Origin of the sequence: Pyrobaculum islandicum DSM 4184 (assembly GCF_000015205.1) — an archaeon.
In the GTDB taxonomy this organism is placed as follows: Archaea; Thermoproteota; Thermoprotei; order Thermoproteales; family Thermoproteaceae; genus Pyrobaculum; species Pyrobaculum islandicum.
The window spans coordinates 655538-670699 of record NC_008701.1 but is presented as its reverse complement, the minus strand read 5'-3'; the positions used below and the strand labels follow the sequence as shown (position 1 = coordinate 670699).

Below are 15162 nucleotides of genomic sequence, written 5' to 3'. Positions count from 1 at the left end.
CTACTTGGCTTTATATAGTCAACGGCTTGGCGATGTAGATGTTGTGCTTGTTTTCTATCACTTTCACCTTTACTCTACGCCCTATTAATTCGTCGGAAGCCCTCCAGCCGTAGGCCACTGTAAAAGTCCTATCTAACACAGCCGTCCCTCTTCTTGTAATCGGCACGCCTAACATCTCCCCCTTGAATATGCCTCTGGCAGTTACTTCTACGGTTACTATCTCACCTACTTTATATGGCTTTGGAAGCTCCGGCGCTTTATGTATGTTATACTCTCCACGTTTTGGAACTAGAGACACGCCAAGTTCCTTTTCCATTTCTCTTAGTTTTTTCCAAAACTCGCCCCAAGACATAGGTCTGACTCTAACCCGTCTCCCTCTTTTATGCGGGATATATTTCTGAATCAAGACCGGGGTGTAGACCCCCCTCCCCACTCCGTGCTCTACAGCCCATCTGACTATTTTTGGCAACTCGCCGTCGTTTAATCCAGGTACCCACACGGGGCTTATCACTACGTTTATCCCGGCGCTAAGGGCCGCCTCGATTAAATGCAATACCTTTTCGACATTGTACCATTCGGTGTCTGCAAGTCTTTTTGCAAGGTTTGTATCTAGTGCATCTAAGCTAACGTTTATTCTATCGAGACCAGCCTTCGCTAATTCTTTAATTTTACTCTCGTCAAACATATAGAGACGAGTTTGCATAGATACAATTGATACGCCACGTATAGACTTTGCGCCTTTTACTAATTCCACAAGCTCGGGGTAATGGCCCGGGTCTCCCATTCCATCTATATGTATTTCTATGTCATCTAGTTTTTTAAAGTGGACAACTTCCTCCAGAGCCGTTAATAAAGCATCTAACTCTACTTCATACTCAGCCCATCTAATTTTTGACATAGGGCCTGCGTTTACAGAGCAAAAGATGCATGACAAGGCGCAGAGACTTGTAGGCCTTACTTCTAATATATTAGTCCCTCTGTCAACTATTCCAAAGGCTAAAGTGCCTACCTGTGGCGTGTCAGCCTTTAGCCTATATACCGGGCGGCTATTCATTGTCAGATAGAGAATTCGTCTTGTACCATTTATATCTTTACAAATTGTTAAAGCTATCTTTATCGTTACTAAATTTTTATAAGAGATTTTTAATTTTAGAAAATATTACTCAATATACGTAAAGAATAGAAATACTTTAAAATATTCATTAAACAACAATGTATGGTTGTATTTAGAGTAATACGAGTAGATCTATCTACCGAGAAAATAACAGAAGAGGTGTATAAGGAAGACGTCTTGAGGAAGTTCCTAGGCGGGAGAGGATTAGGCTCTTACCTAGCTCTGAAGGAGATCCCCCGGGGGATAGATCCGTTTTCGCCTAGTAATAAACTTTACATATTCACCGGACCCCTAAGTGGTTTGGCAACACTTGCCACGAGCAGGGTAACTGTCGTTACAAAATCCCCCTTGACAGGATCTCTTACACACTCAAACGCCGGAGGTAATTTTGCATACATGTTGAGGAGGGCTGGCTATGATGGCATTATAGTAGAGGGTAAGGCAGAGGAGCCAGTCTATATATTGATTAAAGAGGGTGAAGTAAGTATAAGGCCAGCTAAGCACATTTGGGGCAAGTGGACGGGCGCAGCGACAAAGGCTTTGCTTGAAGACGCCGGATTTGAAGGCGATGAGCGTAAGGCAGGCGTGGCCACTATAGGCCCAGCTGGCGAGAATCTGTCGAGAATAGCCGGCATTAGATTCAGTGATTATGAGCGTTTTGCCGGAAGAGGCGGCGTAGGGGCTGTCATGGGCTCGAAAAGACTCAAGGGGATAGTGGCATGGGGTACCCGCGACTTGTACTCACTAGTTGTAGACAGAAAGAAATGGATAGAAGAAACTAGTAAGCTAGCGCAGAGAATAGCAAATGGGCCTACTGCTAAGACGTTACATACCTATGGTACTAACATACTTATGAATATCATAAATTCAGTGGGGGGACTTCCTACGCGGAATTTTGAAACTGGGTATTTTGAAGAAGCAGAGAAGATATCTGGTGAGTATATCAAACAGAACTATGTTGTTGAAGTACACGGCTGTGCCCAATGTCCCATTGCATGTACACAGATGGTAGAGGTGAAGTCCGGCCCGTACAAGTTCATCGGCAAGGCTAAGTATGAGTATGAAAATACATGGGCTCTCGGCGCAAATCTCGGAGTTGGAAATCCAGAGGCTGATTTAAAACTACAGAAGTTAGCAAACGAATTGGGGTTTGACACAATTTCTCTTGGCAACACCCTAGCTGTTGCAATAGAACTCGCCAAGAAGGGCAAGTTAAACATACCGCTGGAGTGGGGCGACCCAACTCCGCTTATTGACTTAGTCTACAAGATGGCGTATAGAGACGGCATAGGCGACGAGTTGGCAGAAGGCGATTATAGACTTGCTATGAAATATGGTGAGCCAGAGGCCTTTGTCGGATCTAGAGGACAGGGCTTCCCAGCCTACGATCCAAGAGCACTTAAGAGCTTTGCAATTGCGTATGTTACTGCAAACCGCGGCGGCGACCATCTCGAGGCCTACGGACCCACTTGGGAGGTCCTCGGCGTGCCGGAGAAGGTCGATCCGCTTTGTGAAACGTCAGAGTGTATAAAGAAGAAAGTGGAGCTTGTTGTATATGCCCAACACTTAATGGCGCTTGCAGACTCTGTAACATTTTGCAAATTTGCCACATTAGATAAAGAGGGGTTGTTTGAAAAAGACCTTGCACATTTATTTAATCTGGCGTTTGGATGGGATGTAACGCCTGAGGAGATGCTTATGATAGGCGAGCGTATATTTAACATAGAGAGGCTGTTTCATGTAAAAGAGGGGAGGTGGGTAAGAGACGAACTGCCACCTAGGTTGAGGAAAGAGCTTCCCACGGGCCCGGCTAAGGGCCACGGCGCATTAAAGACATTTGAAGAGGGGATAAAGGAATATTACGCAATAAGGGGCTGGGTCGATGGGAAGCCGACTTATGAAACTTTGAAGAGACTTGGTCTAGAGGAGTTTCAGTACCTTTTGTAAAATATCTTTTTTCAACATATATTAACCTAGTTTCAACATATATTAACCTAGATTACCTAGGGGGAGTGTATGCAGTATTTTACAGACCTGATTTAAGGCCTTTGGCCGAGGAGTTTAAGAGGAAATACGGCGCTGTGGAGTTGACATGCGATGGTGATTATAGCCATGTGTTCATCTTCGGCGGAGATGGTACACTACTTGAGGCGTTGCGTACACGTTCTTGTATCTTAGACTCAGTAGTTATACACTTAGGCATGGGGAGGGTTAACTTCTATAGGAGCTCTGATTATACAATTTCTCCTGATGAAGCCATAAGGAGGGTGGAGATGGGAAATTACAGAATTCTAGAGTTTTCAACTCTTGAGTCTGAGGATTGCGTAGTACTTAATGAGTTTTTAGTTTATAGGAGGGAACTTGGGAGACTCCTCAGTTTTAAGTTGCAGAGCGATGGCGGGGAAGTAATGGGAAGAGCCGATGGAATAATTGTGTCTACCCCCCATGGCGCCTCTGGCTATGTTGTTTCTACTTTTGGCCCAGTTGTTGATTATCGTGCCAACGTCATGGTGATATCATTTATAGCCCCATTTACGCTATATCTTCGACCTCTTGTAGTATCTGCTGACAGTCTCACTATAGAGACTGCAGAAGAGGCTGTGCTTGTGTGTGACGGTAGGGAAAGACGACGTGGGAAGAGTTTTGAAATTAGGAGGGGAAAGAAGAAACTCAAACTCGCTGTCTTTGGAGAGTTTCGGTTTCTTAATAGAGTTGTGGAGAGGTTAAAAAGTCTATGAATTGTTTTGTACTAGACGCTTCAGCGTTTATACATGGCAGAGACTTGAGAATATTTTCTGGCATATTGTATACAACTAGAGAGGTGGCGGAGGAGTTGAAAGACCCCAGAGCCCAAGCTGTTCTAGACATCTTGCATATAGAAGTCGTAGAAGTAGATGAGAAGAGAATAAGAGATATCGTAAAAAAATTTAGCCACCTCTCTCGTGCAGACGCTTCGTTAATTGTCCTGGCCTTAGAGAAGGGATGTGTTCTTGTCACTGACGACAGCGGATTAGCTACCGTTGCTAAAAAATTAGGTATAAAAGTGGAGGGTGTCTTCTACAGGAGGTCGCAGAGATAGGAGCCGGCGGCAGCGGCGATAGGTATTGTCAAATTATCTTCATAACTAAGTGCATCGGCAATTACTACAAATATTGTGATTACAGTAGCTTTGAGCGGAGGTACTCCAACAGCGGTAAGAGCCAAGATGTTGCAGATAGCGCCAGAAAAGGTCCCCCATATAGTTAATTTGCCAAGTGCTCTTTTTCCACCAAACACAGTTCCCGCTATGGCGCTAATGGCGTCATAAACAGCCATGCTCACAAGCGAGACGGTAATGTGAGAACTTCCAAATATTGTTAGAGTGATTAAGAATCCGACAGCGCCCATGAGTATGCCCAGATACCCATGTCTCTTTTCGTAGTCGCGTTCCGCCGTTACTATAAGTTGTTCTAGCTGTCTCACAGCGTTTTGATACTGTGTCTTAAGCTCCGGCTTGTCTAGCGGTAGTAATATCTCTAGTCTGTCGAAAATCTCTTCTATAGTCCTGAAGAAGTTTTGTCGAAACTCCTCCCACATATACGGTTTTTTTACTTGTATTGAATACACTATCCCACTTACAAAAGCGAGAAATGCAATATAGGGCTCTGCGGGGATTTGGGCAAATACCGGCACCGCCAAAAGTAATACAAAAATAACGTGAAAAATCTTCCTGGCGAGAAGAGCGCGTAGCTCTGAAAACTTCGACATAGAGCTAGCTAACGGTGCTATTTAAAAATCTCGCTGTAAACAAACGCCAACTGTGATTTTAACAGGGACACCCCTCTTTAACATAGCCACCAACGTCTTGTTCAAGTCGGCCGCCGCCTTATTTACTGCGATAGCAACTGTGGCCTCGTCTACATATCTGCTTTTTCTCACCACTATGCGCCATAGAGATGTGGGAATCGCACGAGGGGTTTCGCCTACGACTATATCTAGTGTGTTTCCAATTTCTATCATGATTACAACTACGCCGTCTAAAGCTAAGGCATTAAGAACCTCCGGCTTTAGCTCTCCTGCGGCTTTCTCGGCGCAACAAGCTACGATACAATCGCCGCGTTTTGTAACATAGGGGTCTTTTGTAAACTCCAGCGTCCTCCTATTTCTGGCAGTTATGTTCTCGTGTCCTCTGGCTATAAAGGAGTCTTGAAAAGCCTCTCCTCTCCGAATTTTTTCAATACACTCTATATAGATTGGAACTATCCCATGGCACTCTTGTAGACAAAATCTTAAAAGAGGTTGTTCTTACACTCCATGGATATTGAAGAGAGAATATCCCTAGTCTTAAAATATCCCACTGAAGAGGTTATTACAGTTGAAGAGCTCAGAGAGCTGTTTCAAAGTGGCTACAAATTAAACCATTATATTGGATTTGAAATAAGCGGGTTTATCCACATAGGGACTGGAGTTGTCAGTATGTCAAAAGTAGTAGACTTACAGAAGGCGGGTGTGAAAACGCAGGTTTTCCTAGCTGATATACATTCTTGGCTTAATAATAAGCTAGGCGGCGATTTAGACATCATAAGAAAAGTCGCAGTTACATACTATGTTGAGACATTTAAGAAGATTATTGAGGTGTTAGGCGGCGATCCCGACGCCACCAGGTTTATACTTGGATCAGAATTGTACCATCATAATGACGAATATTGGCTTTTGCTGATGGATATAACGCGACATTTGACGCTGTCGCAAGTAAGACACAGTTTAACAATCTTGGGGAGAAAAATGGGGGAGTCCATACCGCTTGCTTATCTAGTGTATCCGCCCCTCCAAGTAGCCGACGTTTTTGCACTAGAGGCGCATATACCACATGGCGGTATTGACCAACGGAGAGCGCATATACTCGCGCGACAGGTAGCAGACAAAATAAGGTTCTACCCCCTGAAGGTAGATGGGAAGAGAATTAAGCCTGTGGCGCTACACCATAAGTTACTGCCTGCGCTTAATATTACATCAAAACCTAGTAGCAGAGAGGAGCTTAGTGAGATGAAGATGTCCAAGAGTATTCCACAGAGCGCGATTTTTGTTCACGATAGTCCAGATGAAATACGGCAGAAGATAGCTAAGGCTTATTGCCCGCCGCGCGATACCGAATACAATCCTGTACTAGAACTCCTTCGTATATCTGCATTTCGCGAAAAAAGGAAGACGCCGCTTGTTATAAAACGCCCCGCGCAATATGGTGGCGATTTAGAAGTATGGAGTTACGAAGAGTTAGAGGCGTTATACCGTGATGGCAGAGTACACCCCGCTGATTTAAAGACTGCGACAAGCGAGGCGCTTATTACTCTTCTTGAGCCTGTCTATAGATACTTCCAAGGGCCTGGCGCTAAGTTACTAGAAGAGATGAAAAATATTACGATTACTCGCTAGGTATCTCAACAGTTCTTTTACAACACGTATAGATCGGGGGTCTGTCAAAGCCGCGGCTAAGAGAGTCTTTATGTGGTCGTCATAGTCCACTGCCACATACTCACCACCATTTAGGAGATGTATAGCACGTTCTACAAATCTCCACCCATAGAGGATTCTAAACGCAAGGAAGGCAGTTCTAAGCCTTAATCTAAGCAATAAAGTGTCGTCTTCATATAACGTAGGAGTTCCTCTTGCTATAGCTTTAGCTGCCATTTGGCTACTATAAATGGCGAGTGTAATACCGCCGCCGCTAAGTGGTTTGACAAAACCTGCGGCGTCTCCTACCAATGTCACACGGCCAGTTATTAAACGTTTCAATGGGGGGCCTGCTAGAACCCCTCCGCCAAATGGTTTGTCGATGGGTTGTCCGTTGATAAGTTTAACCAGCTTGTTTAATTTCTCAACTGTGCAACAGACGTCGGCAAGTCCCACCCTGAAGACGCCCTTGTCTAGTTCAACTATCCAAGAGAAGTAAGCCTTAGATAGTTTCTGATTATACACAACAATAATGCCGTGTATGTCAATACTGCTTTTGACGTCGACCTGGAGGCCGGGTAATCTTACGACATGGCCGTATGCACGTGCAAACCTTCTAGCAGAGCCTTCAGCCAACACGATGTAGTCGTAAGGGCCGTGTTTAGATCCGTCGGATGTGTATATGTAATTTTTGCTTATGTTAACGACTCTTTTACCTAAATATAATTTGCGTACTCCTTCTGCAAGCCACTGTTCTAATCCAGGTCTGTCGACTAGAAGTACCGAATCTCTCATTTTGAAATAGATACGCCGACCTTCCAAATCTGTGACTGTTAATTCTCTATATTGGTTTAGAATGAGACTGTTGGGTATGCCAACCCTTCTAGCGGCAGAACCACTTACAAGACCTGTACAATGACGTGGAAGGCCTACTTCTTTATGTTCCTCAAATACATCGGCATCGCCGTATTTAGATGCAAAAGAAAGGCCGGCCGGACCTGCGCCTATCACTGCTATATTCACATAGGAAGATAGCTAAGTTTTTTGTATTTTTATACACAAACCATTTCGATTATGCAGTATAAAAAAGCGATTAGAGACCCTATACATGGATTTATAAAACTTACAGAAGAGGAGGTGAAACTGATAGACGGCGAACCGTTTATACAAAGGCTGAGATATGTAAAACAGCTTGGCTTTGTCTATTTGGTCTATCCTACTGCTACACATACTAGGTTTGACCACAGCCTGGGGGTTATGCATATAGCGACTTTGATAGGCGAGAGAGTCCTTAATATAACCGGCGATTTTGATGAGGATGCACTTAGACATCTCCGTGTCGCAGCGTTATTACACGACATAGGCCATCTCCCCTTTTCTCACTCCTTTGAGGTGTTAACAAGAGAGTTATTACATATGGCGTCTAAGAGAGGTTGTATTGATATAGATATAGCACAGTTTGACGTAAGTAAACCACATGAGGTGACTACTAAACTTCTTATAGAAAAGATAGCACCTAAGCTTTCTGAATTGGGCTATGATCCCAAACTCATAGAGAGTCTACTCTTCAAAGAAGATAGGAGATACTCATTGTTGAGTTATATATTATCTGGAGTGTTAGATGCCGATAGATTAGACTATATAATGCGCGATATGTACTTTACAGGCGCTGCCGTGGGCACAAGTTTTACACATATAGACCTCGAGAGAATTATTGAAAACCTAGAGGTCGTCGATGGTAGATTTCAATTTAACGAGAAAGCCAGAGTAAATCTAGAGGGCTATCTCATAACTAGGTATAACCTTTATAGGCATGTGTATCTTCATCACAAAACTGTCTTATTTACAGAGGTTGCACGTAACATAGTGGCGGACAATATTGCAAGATGTACAGAGGGTATAGGCGACGAAATCATATGCCAATATCTCTGCGATCTCGCACGTTTTATCGCGGGCCAGCTTAACGAAGAGGAGCTATGGAAAGCTACAGACGATTACTTCATATCTGTATTCACTCGCGATACGAGATTTAGAGATCTTCTCTCTAGAAAGCCGCTCCAATATATTCCCTTGTGGAAAAGAGAAAAGGACTTTATAGAGATTTTTAAAGACCCCGGCAGACTCAACGAGACGATTGACAAGCTAGGGCCGTTGCATTGGGCTTTAGTAGATAGGCTGAAGAAGAAGCTTGTAGAAAGGCTAAATGTAGAACTCGGGGAATTTGAAAAGTGCAGACTCTCTTATGACGATGTTTTAATTTCATACGTAAGCTTTGACCCATATGCCGAGGATCTGTATATAACAACAGCCATGGGTCCCATAGCTATTTCAAAAATCTCGCCACTTGTAGAAGCTATTAATGAGGCGTGGAAAAGGGCGCCGCATATTTTTCTCTATGTTAAAAAAGACGTATTCAAAAAGTGTGGAAACTACGCTGTCGAAAGCCTAAAGTCTGTGTTAGAACCTTTAATGGATCTTACAGTAAGGAGGATCTTAGCCTAGATCTATCCCAAGAGTCCTCTTTATGTACTCTGCCACCTCCTCGCTTGTCTGTTCGAAAATCCATCTACCGAAGTGCGTTATTTCAACTACGCCGTCTTTAATAATAACTTCTTTCTTAAGGAGCTCCGGCCAGATTCGCCAGTCGTATTTTATACCAACATTCTGAACAACCCTCTTAGCCAATTCGTTTATTTCCTCTATCTTGGCGGGTCCTCTTGAGAGTCTCCTGAGAATTACAAGTCTTAGGTACTCGCCGATTGGAGAGAAGCGGATGTATTGAACATACATACGAGAAGTAATAGTGTCCAAATATATTTCCAGGAGTTACAAAGAGTGTAGGTGGGAGAGTAGGTTGAAAATATTAACTTCATCATAGTTCTGTGGGTCCTGTAATAGTGCCTGTCATATCTAGGTGGCAAATAGAGGATTTGTACAATAAACGTGATGTCGTGTCGTTTGACCTAGAGAGGTCAAAAAGCCCAGTGAGATATGTTGGCAACGCCGCCCGTTTCTCTTACAACGGGATTGAATATGAGATTTCTCTTGACGAACTGCCTGACGTAGATGAAGAAAGTTGTGAGGTCTATGCTTTGATAGAAGACAAATGGCGTGAATTATCTATAGCGGGGGCGCGTTTTTATAAACTGTGTGTGTTTAACAGAGGGTGGGCCCCTACGTTGATGATAGATGGAATAACTATGCACAGCGTGTTGGAAAACCCACTGACAATTACGGCGTATAAAATCGAAAAGGCGCGGGGGCGCGTTTTTGAATGTTGCACAGGGCTGGGCTATACGACGATAGAGGCCTTGAAAAAAGGCGCGAGACACATAATTACTGTAGAGCTAGACACAAACGTACTGACTCTTGCAATGTTTAACCCATATAGCAGAGAACTATGGTCTCCGCAAGTCGATATAGCCGTGGGCGATTGTATCTCTTTTGCTGAAACACTTAGAGATGGTGCATTTGACTATATAATACACGACCCGCCGCGGCTTAGTTATGCAACACAACGGCTCTATTCAGAATCTCTATATAGAGATTTTTATAGGCTGTTAAGAAGAGGCGGAGGGCTCTTTCATTATGTGAGTCAGAGCGGTATGAAATATAGGGGGTTAAACCCGTACAGAGGAGTCGTTGAAAGGTTGAAACGCACAGGCTTTGTCATAGAGAAAGTAAAGGAGGGCTATGGTATATATGCAAGAAAACGCTAGAGGATGTGGGGAAGTTTATTGAGGACTATGGCGCTACTGTCGATATATACCATATCCTCTATCCTCACTCCGCCGACGCCCTCTATGTAAACTCCAGGCTCTATGGTGATTATGTTGCCTCTTTTTAAAACGTCTTTAGAAGCGGCATAAAGTCTAGGCCTCTCATGTACCTCCACGCCAACGCCATGTCCTGTCGAGTGAATGAAATATTGAGAAAATCCATACTCGGCGATTACATCCCGTGCTGCTTTATCTACATCGGCAGCTGAAACGCCCTCTCTAGCTGTTTTCTCAGCTGCTTTAATAGCTTCATATACAGCATATATGGCGTCTTTTAACACCCCTGTGTGTCCTGTTGTAAATGTCCGAGTCATATCTGAGCAATAGACTCCCCTCTTCGCGCCAATGTCGATAACTATATAATCGCCGTATGATATCTTCCTATCGCCAAACCTATAGTGCGGATATGCGCCGTTAGGCCCCGATGCTACGATTGGATCGAAGGCGACGCCGTCTGCACCGTCTTCCACAAACCACTTATATATCAAGGCAGCTACATCGCGTTCTCTCATGCCGATTAATTCCTTTTCAGACAACTTCCTATAGACACCCTCAGTGATTCTCAAGGCCTCTTTTATGAGCTCTACCTCCCAATTCTCCTTAATTGCTCTTAATTCTGCAATACTTTCAGAGACGTCTACGCCTAACTCTTTGTTATCAGACGCCACTCTCTTCCCCTTTGAGATCTCTTTTATAAATTCGGCAAAGTTTTTGACAATAACTAACTCCTCTCCTGGCCTCCTAGGAGGCATCTCTGTAGATGATATAGCTACCACCTTGTCTACCTGTGCTATGGCTTTAGCCCGTGTATAGTCTAGCCGCGATACATAGAGTGTAGAAAACCCGGTGTTTAACTCTAGAAGTAGGCCTACGGCATCTGGCATGCCAACGGCGTATGCAAGATTGGGGCTTTTTGTTAAAACAAGGTAGTCGTAATTGTCTGCAAAAGCCTTTACTAGCTTTTTCAGATTATTCACTACAGCCTAGCACATACGGTTATTAAAAGTCACCTTTTCTGTAGATGTGAAAGAGGAACAGGGGCGTTGTATCGTCTGACAACTGTGAAATAAATAACAGAAACTAGTTCGTTTTCGTTAACTTCTCCATATATCTCCTTCAGCTCTGTGAAGAGCTCTTCTTTTGATTTAAAACCCTCTGCTACTACTACATCCTCGCCCAATTTCCCTAGTTTAGTGTAGTAGACTTTAGTTATAAATGCTTCAGCGTATATCTCATTACAACATACAATATACACAAGGTTAAAGCGGGGTTTTACTACTCCGTATCTAACTGTTACGCGTTTTCTGCCTGAAAGCACGTCGTCTAAATACTTCTGTTTAAAGCGTAAGTAAGGCCCTAGATTAACTTCTCTCTTCACGTCTTGATACAAACCTTTAAATTTTTACATTACAGATGTCGTGTGTGTGAAGTTGTTACAGAAGGCGACGTTATAGTCTTTTCTGCTCCAGAGACTGAGCTCACAATGGCGTATCTCACCGTGAGAACGCTTGCAGAACACATAGAGTTTGTAAACGGCACACTTCGTATATCACCCGCCTTGCCTGAGATAGAGACTTCTCTAAAGTCGTTATGCACTACAGAGACTAGTACAGTACTGCTAGATCTAAAAGAGTCATTGTTACATCTGGGGTGGCTTGTAGAGGGCGGCAGAGATGTTGTTAAAATAAGGAGGAGTTGGCGTGCGGGGGTCTCCGGATTTCTAGTAGTCGAATATGATAAAGCCGCCAGAGCTTTAACTATTGTAACAACGCAAATATGCCTAGCAGAGACACTACGCCAACTCGGCTTTAAAGTTTCGACCGCAAAATATCTTGTCGAAGCCGTGAGATATGTCTCAACAGTCGCAGAGGCTATAGAACTTGGAGAAAGCTTATCTCAGACGATATGCTAATACTCGTATTACTTATACTTCAAGTTTTTACGGTTCTCTTTGCCGTATATACCGGTAGAGCTAAGCTTAAGAAATTGGTTGAGAACAGACAAAATGATATTTCGACCAACGTAGACCCTACGACTAGTGAGTTATCAGATATCGATAAGGCAATCTTAAGACTGTTAGTAGAGCGACAAGGCGCGGTATATCAGAGCGAGATAGCGAGAGAACTTGGGCTTCCCAAAAGCACTGTACATAAGGCTCTACGTAGGCTCAGCGAGGCTGGATATGTAGAGATACAAAGGAGGGGCCGTTTTAACCTCGTCGTTTTAAAAAGGGTTACTTCAGAGGTCTCAGTAGTTTAACATTTCCATACTTTCTTAGCGTGTTTATTATTAATGGAAGAGGGTCGTCTTCTAGGCTTCTGTAGCCTGCCAACTTAACTCCATCATCTACCACCCTTATAAACCCCGTCCCAACTCTAATAGTGACCTCCCTAGGCCCGCACACGATTTTAAACACCTTTTTAGCTTCTCCAAGTAACTTAGCCACCTCCGCCGCTAACTCCAGTTGCTCTTTTGTGGGTTTGCCGCGGGGTTTTCTTTTCTTTAACTCGCTTAGCTCTTCTTGGGAAAACTCCCCTTTTACAATCCCTTTAACTTTGTCGATAAGTACCACATCTCCCTCGTATCCCAAAACTTCGAGATTTTCTCCATTTTTAATACGCGATATAACCTCTTGGAGAGATACTCTCTCCACAGGTAAGCAAATTATCTTAAATAAATAAATTGTATAGGCTATGGACAGCGAATATCTTACATATTTAACTAAATGTCCCTCTTGTTGGCGAGACATGGAGGTTGTAAACCAGTTTCTTAGAATAGATCAATTGAGTGGAAGGAGAGTTCTAGAACGTGCTATGGTTTGTAAGACATGTAATATAAAAATCCGTCAATATGTCCAACTCACATGAGTAGGGCAGTTTTATATAAGCGCTCTGAGGAGTTAAAACGTCGCTTCTCTCTATATGGCATGTTAACAGCTTTATTCCACCTAGTGACTCTATTAGTAGGTGCTGTTGTGTACGCATCTAGTAACCTGCCGGTGTATCTTAGTACAACTGCTGCAACGACAAGTCGCTACGGTATTTCAATATTTTTCCAAAGTATGTTGACGTTACTCTCTTTCATAATGCTCGCCGTATCTGCATTATTAGTGTTCCTATCTAGAGCCACCACCGTCAGGGGGGAATTTTCATCTTCTTCAAAACTCCTCTTTTCTTCTACCGTAACCACGGGCGTAGCGCTGATTTTCGCAGTTACCTCCCTACTCCCACCAGCTTCCGAAATTATAAACGGCATGTATTATGTCTACATTGCTATGATTATAATTTGTATAGCGCTTTTATTTTACGCCATAACGTTGCTAAAGGGTGTTGTGAACTATTACGCGCCAAGACGGAAATAACGCCTGGGGTCATTTATCTTTTCAATAAGCGACAGGCTTACAAGAGCATTCAGAAGATTGTTCAAAGGTACTTCCAGCCCTACGCAATTAAATACAAGACAAAACTCAGCAAATGCGCGATATGAGTCAATTTTTACAATGTAAGGAACTCTTACAAGCTTAGGCAAAACGTCTTCTCTAAGCACGGCGGCAACCCAGAGAGGAAAAGCCCTCTCCTTTCTCTCTTTTCTGAGGATATTGATAAGTCCCATGAGATTTTTTAAAAAGACCACGCCGAGCTCTACTCTATCATAACGTTCTAACTCCTTTGTAATTTGTTTTCCAAGATCTATATATACGTCAAGTTTTTGCTCCAGCGCCTTTAGAAATCTCAGCCCTTCTACGGCAACATCACACCTGGGCTTGTCTGGACACATGTCACAACGCCCCCCCAATACATTGCGCGCACATATTACACACGTCTCAGTAACTTTACACATGTCTAATCCAGGGGCCGCAAATCCACAAGACTTGCATATAGCTACCCCTTTCGCAGCGTAGAGATTCGCCATTAGTATAAATAACCTGTATGTAGCTAAAACTATTATGGACGTAGCTATAGTCGCCGAATCTCAGACGCCTGACGAACCTACTAGAGACATATATTTTGAGACGAAGAGACGGGGGCTTTCTGTACGCTACATACCTATACAAAGACTCTCTGTAAGAATAGCCGATGGCAACGCCGTTGTTGAAACTCGAGGAGGACGTGTCGATGCATCTGTAGTTGTAATAAGGGGTATCGGCTATGTAATAGATTCAAGCACATTTATGAGGAGGGTATCTATACTGAAGATTTTAGAAAGAGAAGGTACCGTAACTATAAATCCTGTAGATGCATTACTAAGCTGTAGAAATAAGCTAGAGACAATATATCTCTTAAGTAAAGCCGGCGTGCCGGTGCCGCCTACTGCTGTCACCGAAGATCTCTATTATGGGTATATCACAGCCAAAGATATGGGAAAGGTGGTTTTGAAGCCTATTCAAGGCAGTAGGGGGTTTGGCGCCATGATGTTTGAAGATCCAGAGCAAGCTTTTCAGGTAATGAGAACTCTATTAATTACGCGGAACCCCCTCTACATCCAGAAGTATGTCGAAAAGCCTAATAGAGATATCAGAATTATAGTCGTAGATGGGAGACCCATAGGCTGTATGTATAGAGTGTCTACGACTTGGAAGACAAATATAGCACAGGGAGCTGTAGGCGTGCCGTGTAAAATCACGCCTGAGCTAGAGGAGATAGCTGTAAAAGCGACTAACGCAATCGGGCTTATATACTCTGGCGTAGACATAGGAGAGGGGAGAGAAGGGTATGTGGTATTTGAAGTTAACGCAAGTCCGGACTGGAGAGGCTTTAAGCAAGCAACTGGGGTAAATCCAGCAGTACATCTTGTTGATTACATACAGCGCATATTAAAGAAATAAATAGGATGTTTCTC

The 15162-nt window shown here is 43.4% G+C and carries 20 protein-coding genes; 11 read left to right on the top strand and 9 right to left on the bottom strand.

Annotated features, from left to right (window positions below):
- Positions 1 to 10 precede the first annotated feature (10 nt).
- Positions 11 to 1054: a radical SAM protein gene (locus PISL_RS03805; protein WP_011762492.1), complete on the bottom strand. Its 1044-nt coding sequence runs from the start codon at positions 1052 to 1054 to the stop codon at positions 11 to 13.
- Between the two features lie 162 nt (positions 1055 to 1216).
- Between PISL_RS03805 and PISL_RS03800 the strand changes: the two genes are divergently transcribed.
- The 3 genes from PISL_RS03800 to PISL_RS03790 all read left to right on the top strand — a co-directional run bounded on the left by PISL_RS03800 (position 1217) and on the right by PISL_RS03790 (position 4193).
- Positions 1217 to 3061: an aldehyde ferredoxin oxidoreductase family protein gene (locus tag PISL_RS03800; protein ID WP_011762491.1), complete on the top strand. Its 1845-nt coding sequence runs from the start codon at positions 1217 to 1219 to the stop codon at positions 3059 to 3061.
- A 65-nt stretch (positions 3062 to 3126) separates the two neighbouring features.
- Positions 3127 to 3852: an NAD(+)/NADH kinase gene (locus PISL_RS03795; RefSeq protein WP_011762490.1), complete on the top strand. Its 726-nt coding sequence runs from the start codon at positions 3127 to 3129 to the stop codon at positions 3850 to 3852.
- Positions 3849 to 4193 (top strand): PIN domain-containing protein, encoded by a 345-nt coding sequence (locus PISL_RS03790; protein ID WP_011762489.1) that lies wholly within the window; start codon positions 3849 to 3851, stop codon positions 4191 to 4193. Before PISL_RS03795 ends, PISL_RS03790 begins: the two co-directional genes overlap by 4 nt.
- Here PISL_RS03790 and PISL_RS03785 read toward each other — a convergent pair.
- A complete protein-coding gene (locus PISL_RS03785; RefSeq protein WP_011762488.1) occupies positions 4172 to 4861 on the bottom strand; it encodes a diacylglycerol/polyprenol kinase family protein in 690 nt (229 codons plus the stop codon). The genes PISL_RS03790 and PISL_RS03785 overlap by 22 nt on opposite strands.
- Positions 4862 to 4882: 21 nt before the next feature.
- Positions 4883 to 5245, bottom strand: coding sequence for a DUF371 domain-containing protein (locus tag PISL_RS03780; protein WP_342364425.1), 363 nt, complete (start codon positions 5243 to 5245; stop codon positions 4883 to 4885).
- A 162-nt stretch (positions 5246 to 5407) separates the two neighbouring features.
- Here PISL_RS03780 and PISL_RS03775 point away from each other — a divergent pair, with 162 nt between their 5' ends.
- On the top strand, positions 5408 to 6526 hold the full coding sequence (locus tag PISL_RS03775; protein ID WP_011762487.1) for a tyrosine--tRNA ligase: 1119 nt from the start codon (positions 5408 to 5410) through the stop codon (positions 6524 to 6526).
- Here PISL_RS03775 and PISL_RS03770 read toward each other — a convergent pair.
- Entirely contained in the window at positions 6491 to 7567 is a 1077-nt protein-coding gene (locus PISL_RS03770) for a geranylgeranyl reductase family protein (protein WP_011762486.1), read from the bottom strand. The genes PISL_RS03775 and PISL_RS03770 overlap by 36 nt on opposite strands.
- Before the next feature lie 51 nt (positions 7568 to 7618).
- Between PISL_RS03770 and PISL_RS03765 the strand changes: the two genes are divergently transcribed.
- Positions 7619 to 9046 carry an HD domain-containing protein gene (locus PISL_RS03765; RefSeq protein WP_011762485.1) on the top strand — a complete coding sequence of 476 codons (1428 nt, stop codon included), beginning with the start codon at positions 7619 to 7621 and terminating at the stop codon, positions 9044 to 9046.
- On the opposite strand, the gene PISL_RS03760 is transcribed toward PISL_RS03765, so the two are convergent.
- Positions 9038 to 9334 carry a hypothetical protein gene (locus PISL_RS03760; protein ID WP_011762484.1) on the bottom strand — a complete coding sequence of 99 codons (297 nt, stop codon included), beginning with the start codon at positions 9332 to 9334 and terminating at the stop codon, positions 9038 to 9040. The genes PISL_RS03765 and PISL_RS03760 overlap by 9 nt on opposite strands.
- Before the next feature lie 92 nt (positions 9335 to 9426).
- Here PISL_RS03760 and PISL_RS03755 point away from each other — a divergent pair, with 92 nt between their 5' ends.
- Positions 9427 to 10263: a spermine/spermidine synthase domain-containing protein gene (locus PISL_RS03755; protein WP_011762483.1), complete on the top strand. Its 837-nt coding sequence runs from the start codon at positions 9427 to 9429 to the stop codon at positions 10261 to 10263.
- Here PISL_RS03755 and PISL_RS03750 read toward each other — a convergent pair.
- The gene (locus tag PISL_RS03750; protein WP_011762482.1) at positions 10260 to 11300 is read right to left on the bottom strand and encodes an aminopeptidase P family protein; all 1041 of its coding nucleotides are present in this window, start codon (positions 11298 to 11300) and stop codon (positions 10260 to 10262) included. The two genes, PISL_RS03755 and PISL_RS03750, sit on opposite strands and share 4 nt — an antisense overlap.
- A 29-nt stretch (positions 11301 to 11329) precedes the next feature.
- The gene (locus PISL_RS03745) at positions 11330 to 11701 is read right to left on the bottom strand and encodes an ASCH domain-containing protein (protein WP_011762481.1); all 372 of its coding nucleotides are present in this window, start codon (positions 11699 to 11701) and stop codon (positions 11330 to 11332) included.
- 42 nt (positions 11702 to 11743) lie between these two features.
- On the opposite strand from PISL_RS03745, the gene PISL_RS03740 reads away from it, so the two are divergent.
- Both PISL_RS03740 and PISL_RS03735 read left to right on the top strand, forming a co-directional pair.
- Positions 11744 to 12235 (top strand): diguanylate cyclase regulator RdcB family protein, encoded by a 492-nt coding sequence (locus tag PISL_RS03740; RefSeq protein ID WP_011762480.1) that lies wholly within the window; start codon positions 11744 to 11746, stop codon positions 12233 to 12235.
- On the top strand, positions 12229 to 12582 hold the full coding sequence (locus PISL_RS03735; protein ID WP_011762479.1) for a helix-turn-helix transcriptional regulator: 354 nt from the start codon (positions 12229 to 12231) through the stop codon (positions 12580 to 12582). Before PISL_RS03740 ends, PISL_RS03735 begins: the two co-directional genes overlap by 7 nt.
- Here PISL_RS03735 and PISL_RS03730 read toward each other — a convergent pair.
- On the bottom strand, positions 12557 to 12976 hold the full coding sequence (locus PISL_RS03730) for a hypothetical protein (RefSeq protein ID WP_011762478.1): 420 nt from the start codon (positions 12974 to 12976) through the stop codon (positions 12557 to 12559). The two genes, PISL_RS03735 and PISL_RS03730, sit on opposite strands and share 26 nt — an antisense overlap.
- Positions 12977 to 13016: 40 nt before the next feature.
- Between PISL_RS03730 and PISL_RS10645 the strand changes: the two genes are divergently transcribed.
- Both PISL_RS10645 and PISL_RS03725 read left to right on the top strand, forming a co-directional pair.
- Positions 13017 to 13190 carry a hypothetical protein gene (locus PISL_RS10645; protein WP_167827613.1) on the top strand — a complete coding sequence of 58 codons (174 nt, stop codon included), beginning with the start codon at positions 13017 to 13019 and terminating at the stop codon, positions 13188 to 13190.
- Positions 13187 to 13684 carry a hypothetical protein gene (locus PISL_RS03725; protein ID WP_011762477.1) on the top strand — a complete coding sequence of 166 codons (498 nt, stop codon included), beginning with the start codon at positions 13187 to 13189 and terminating at the stop codon, positions 13682 to 13684. The genes PISL_RS10645 and PISL_RS03725 overlap by 4 nt, the downstream gene beginning before the upstream one ends.
- On the opposite strand, the gene PISL_RS03720 is transcribed toward PISL_RS03725, so the two are convergent.
- Entirely contained in the window at positions 13663 to 14235 is a 573-nt protein-coding gene (locus tag PISL_RS03720) for a hypothetical protein (RefSeq protein ID WP_011762476.1), read from the bottom strand. The genes PISL_RS03725 and PISL_RS03720 overlap by 22 nt on opposite strands.
- Before the next feature lie 34 nt (positions 14236 to 14269).
- Here PISL_RS03720 and PISL_RS03715 point away from each other — a divergent pair, with 34 nt between their 5' ends.
- Positions 14270 to 15148, top strand: coding sequence for an ATP-grasp domain-containing protein (locus tag PISL_RS03715; RefSeq protein WP_011762475.1), 879 nt, complete (start codon positions 14270 to 14272; stop codon positions 15146 to 15148).
- Positions 15149 to 15162: the final 14 nt, after the last annotated feature.

What these genes read in the sequence shown, in the direction of transcription:
- PISL_RS03805 (WP_011762492.1), bottom strand. Translation starts at nt 1,054, where the DNA reads ATGAATAGCCGCCCGGTATATAGGCTAAAGGCTGACACGCCACAGGTA.
- PISL_RS03800 (WP_011762491.1), top strand. Translation starts at nt 1,217, where the DNA reads ATGGTTGTATTTAGAGTAATACGAGTAGATCTATCTACCGAGAAAATA.
- PISL_RS03790 (WP_011762489.1), top strand. Translation starts at nt 3,849, where the DNA reads ATGAATTGTTTTGTACTAGACGCTTCAGCGTTTATACATGGCAGAGAC.
- PISL_RS03785 (WP_011762488.1), bottom strand. Translation starts at nt 4,861, where the DNA reads ATGTCGAAGTTTTCAGAGCTACGCGCTCTTCTCGCCAGGAAGATTTTT.
- PISL_RS03775 (WP_011762487.1), top strand. Translation starts at nt 5,408, where the DNA reads ATGGATATTGAAGAGAGAATATCCCTAGTCTTAAAATATCCCACTGAA.
- PISL_RS03765 (WP_011762485.1), top strand. Translation starts at nt 7,619, where the DNA reads ATGCAGTATAAAAAAGCGATTAGAGACCCTATACATGGATTTATAAAA.
- PISL_RS03760 (WP_011762484.1), bottom strand. Translation starts at nt 9,334, where the DNA reads ATGTATGTTCAATACATCCGCTTCTCTCCAATCGGCGAGTACCTAAGA.
- PISL_RS03735 (WP_011762479.1), top strand. Translation starts at nt 12,229, where the DNA reads ATGCTAATACTCGTATTACTTATACTTCAAGTTTTTACGGTTCTCTTT.
- PISL_RS10645 (WP_167827613.1), top strand. Translation starts at nt 13,017, where the DNA reads ATGGACAGCGAATATCTTACATATTTAACTAAATGTCCCTCTTGTTGG.
- PISL_RS03725 (WP_011762477.1), top strand. Translation starts at nt 13,187, where the DNA reads ATGAGTAGGGCAGTTTTATATAAGCGCTCTGAGGAGTTAAAACGTCGC.
- PISL_RS03720 (WP_011762476.1), bottom strand. Translation starts at nt 14,235, where the DNA reads ATGGCGAATCTCTACGCTGCGAAAGGGGTAGCTATATGCAAGTCTTGT.
- PISL_RS03715 (WP_011762475.1), top strand. Translation starts at nt 14,270, where the DNA reads ATGGACGTAGCTATAGTCGCCGAATCTCAGACGCCTGACGAACCTACT.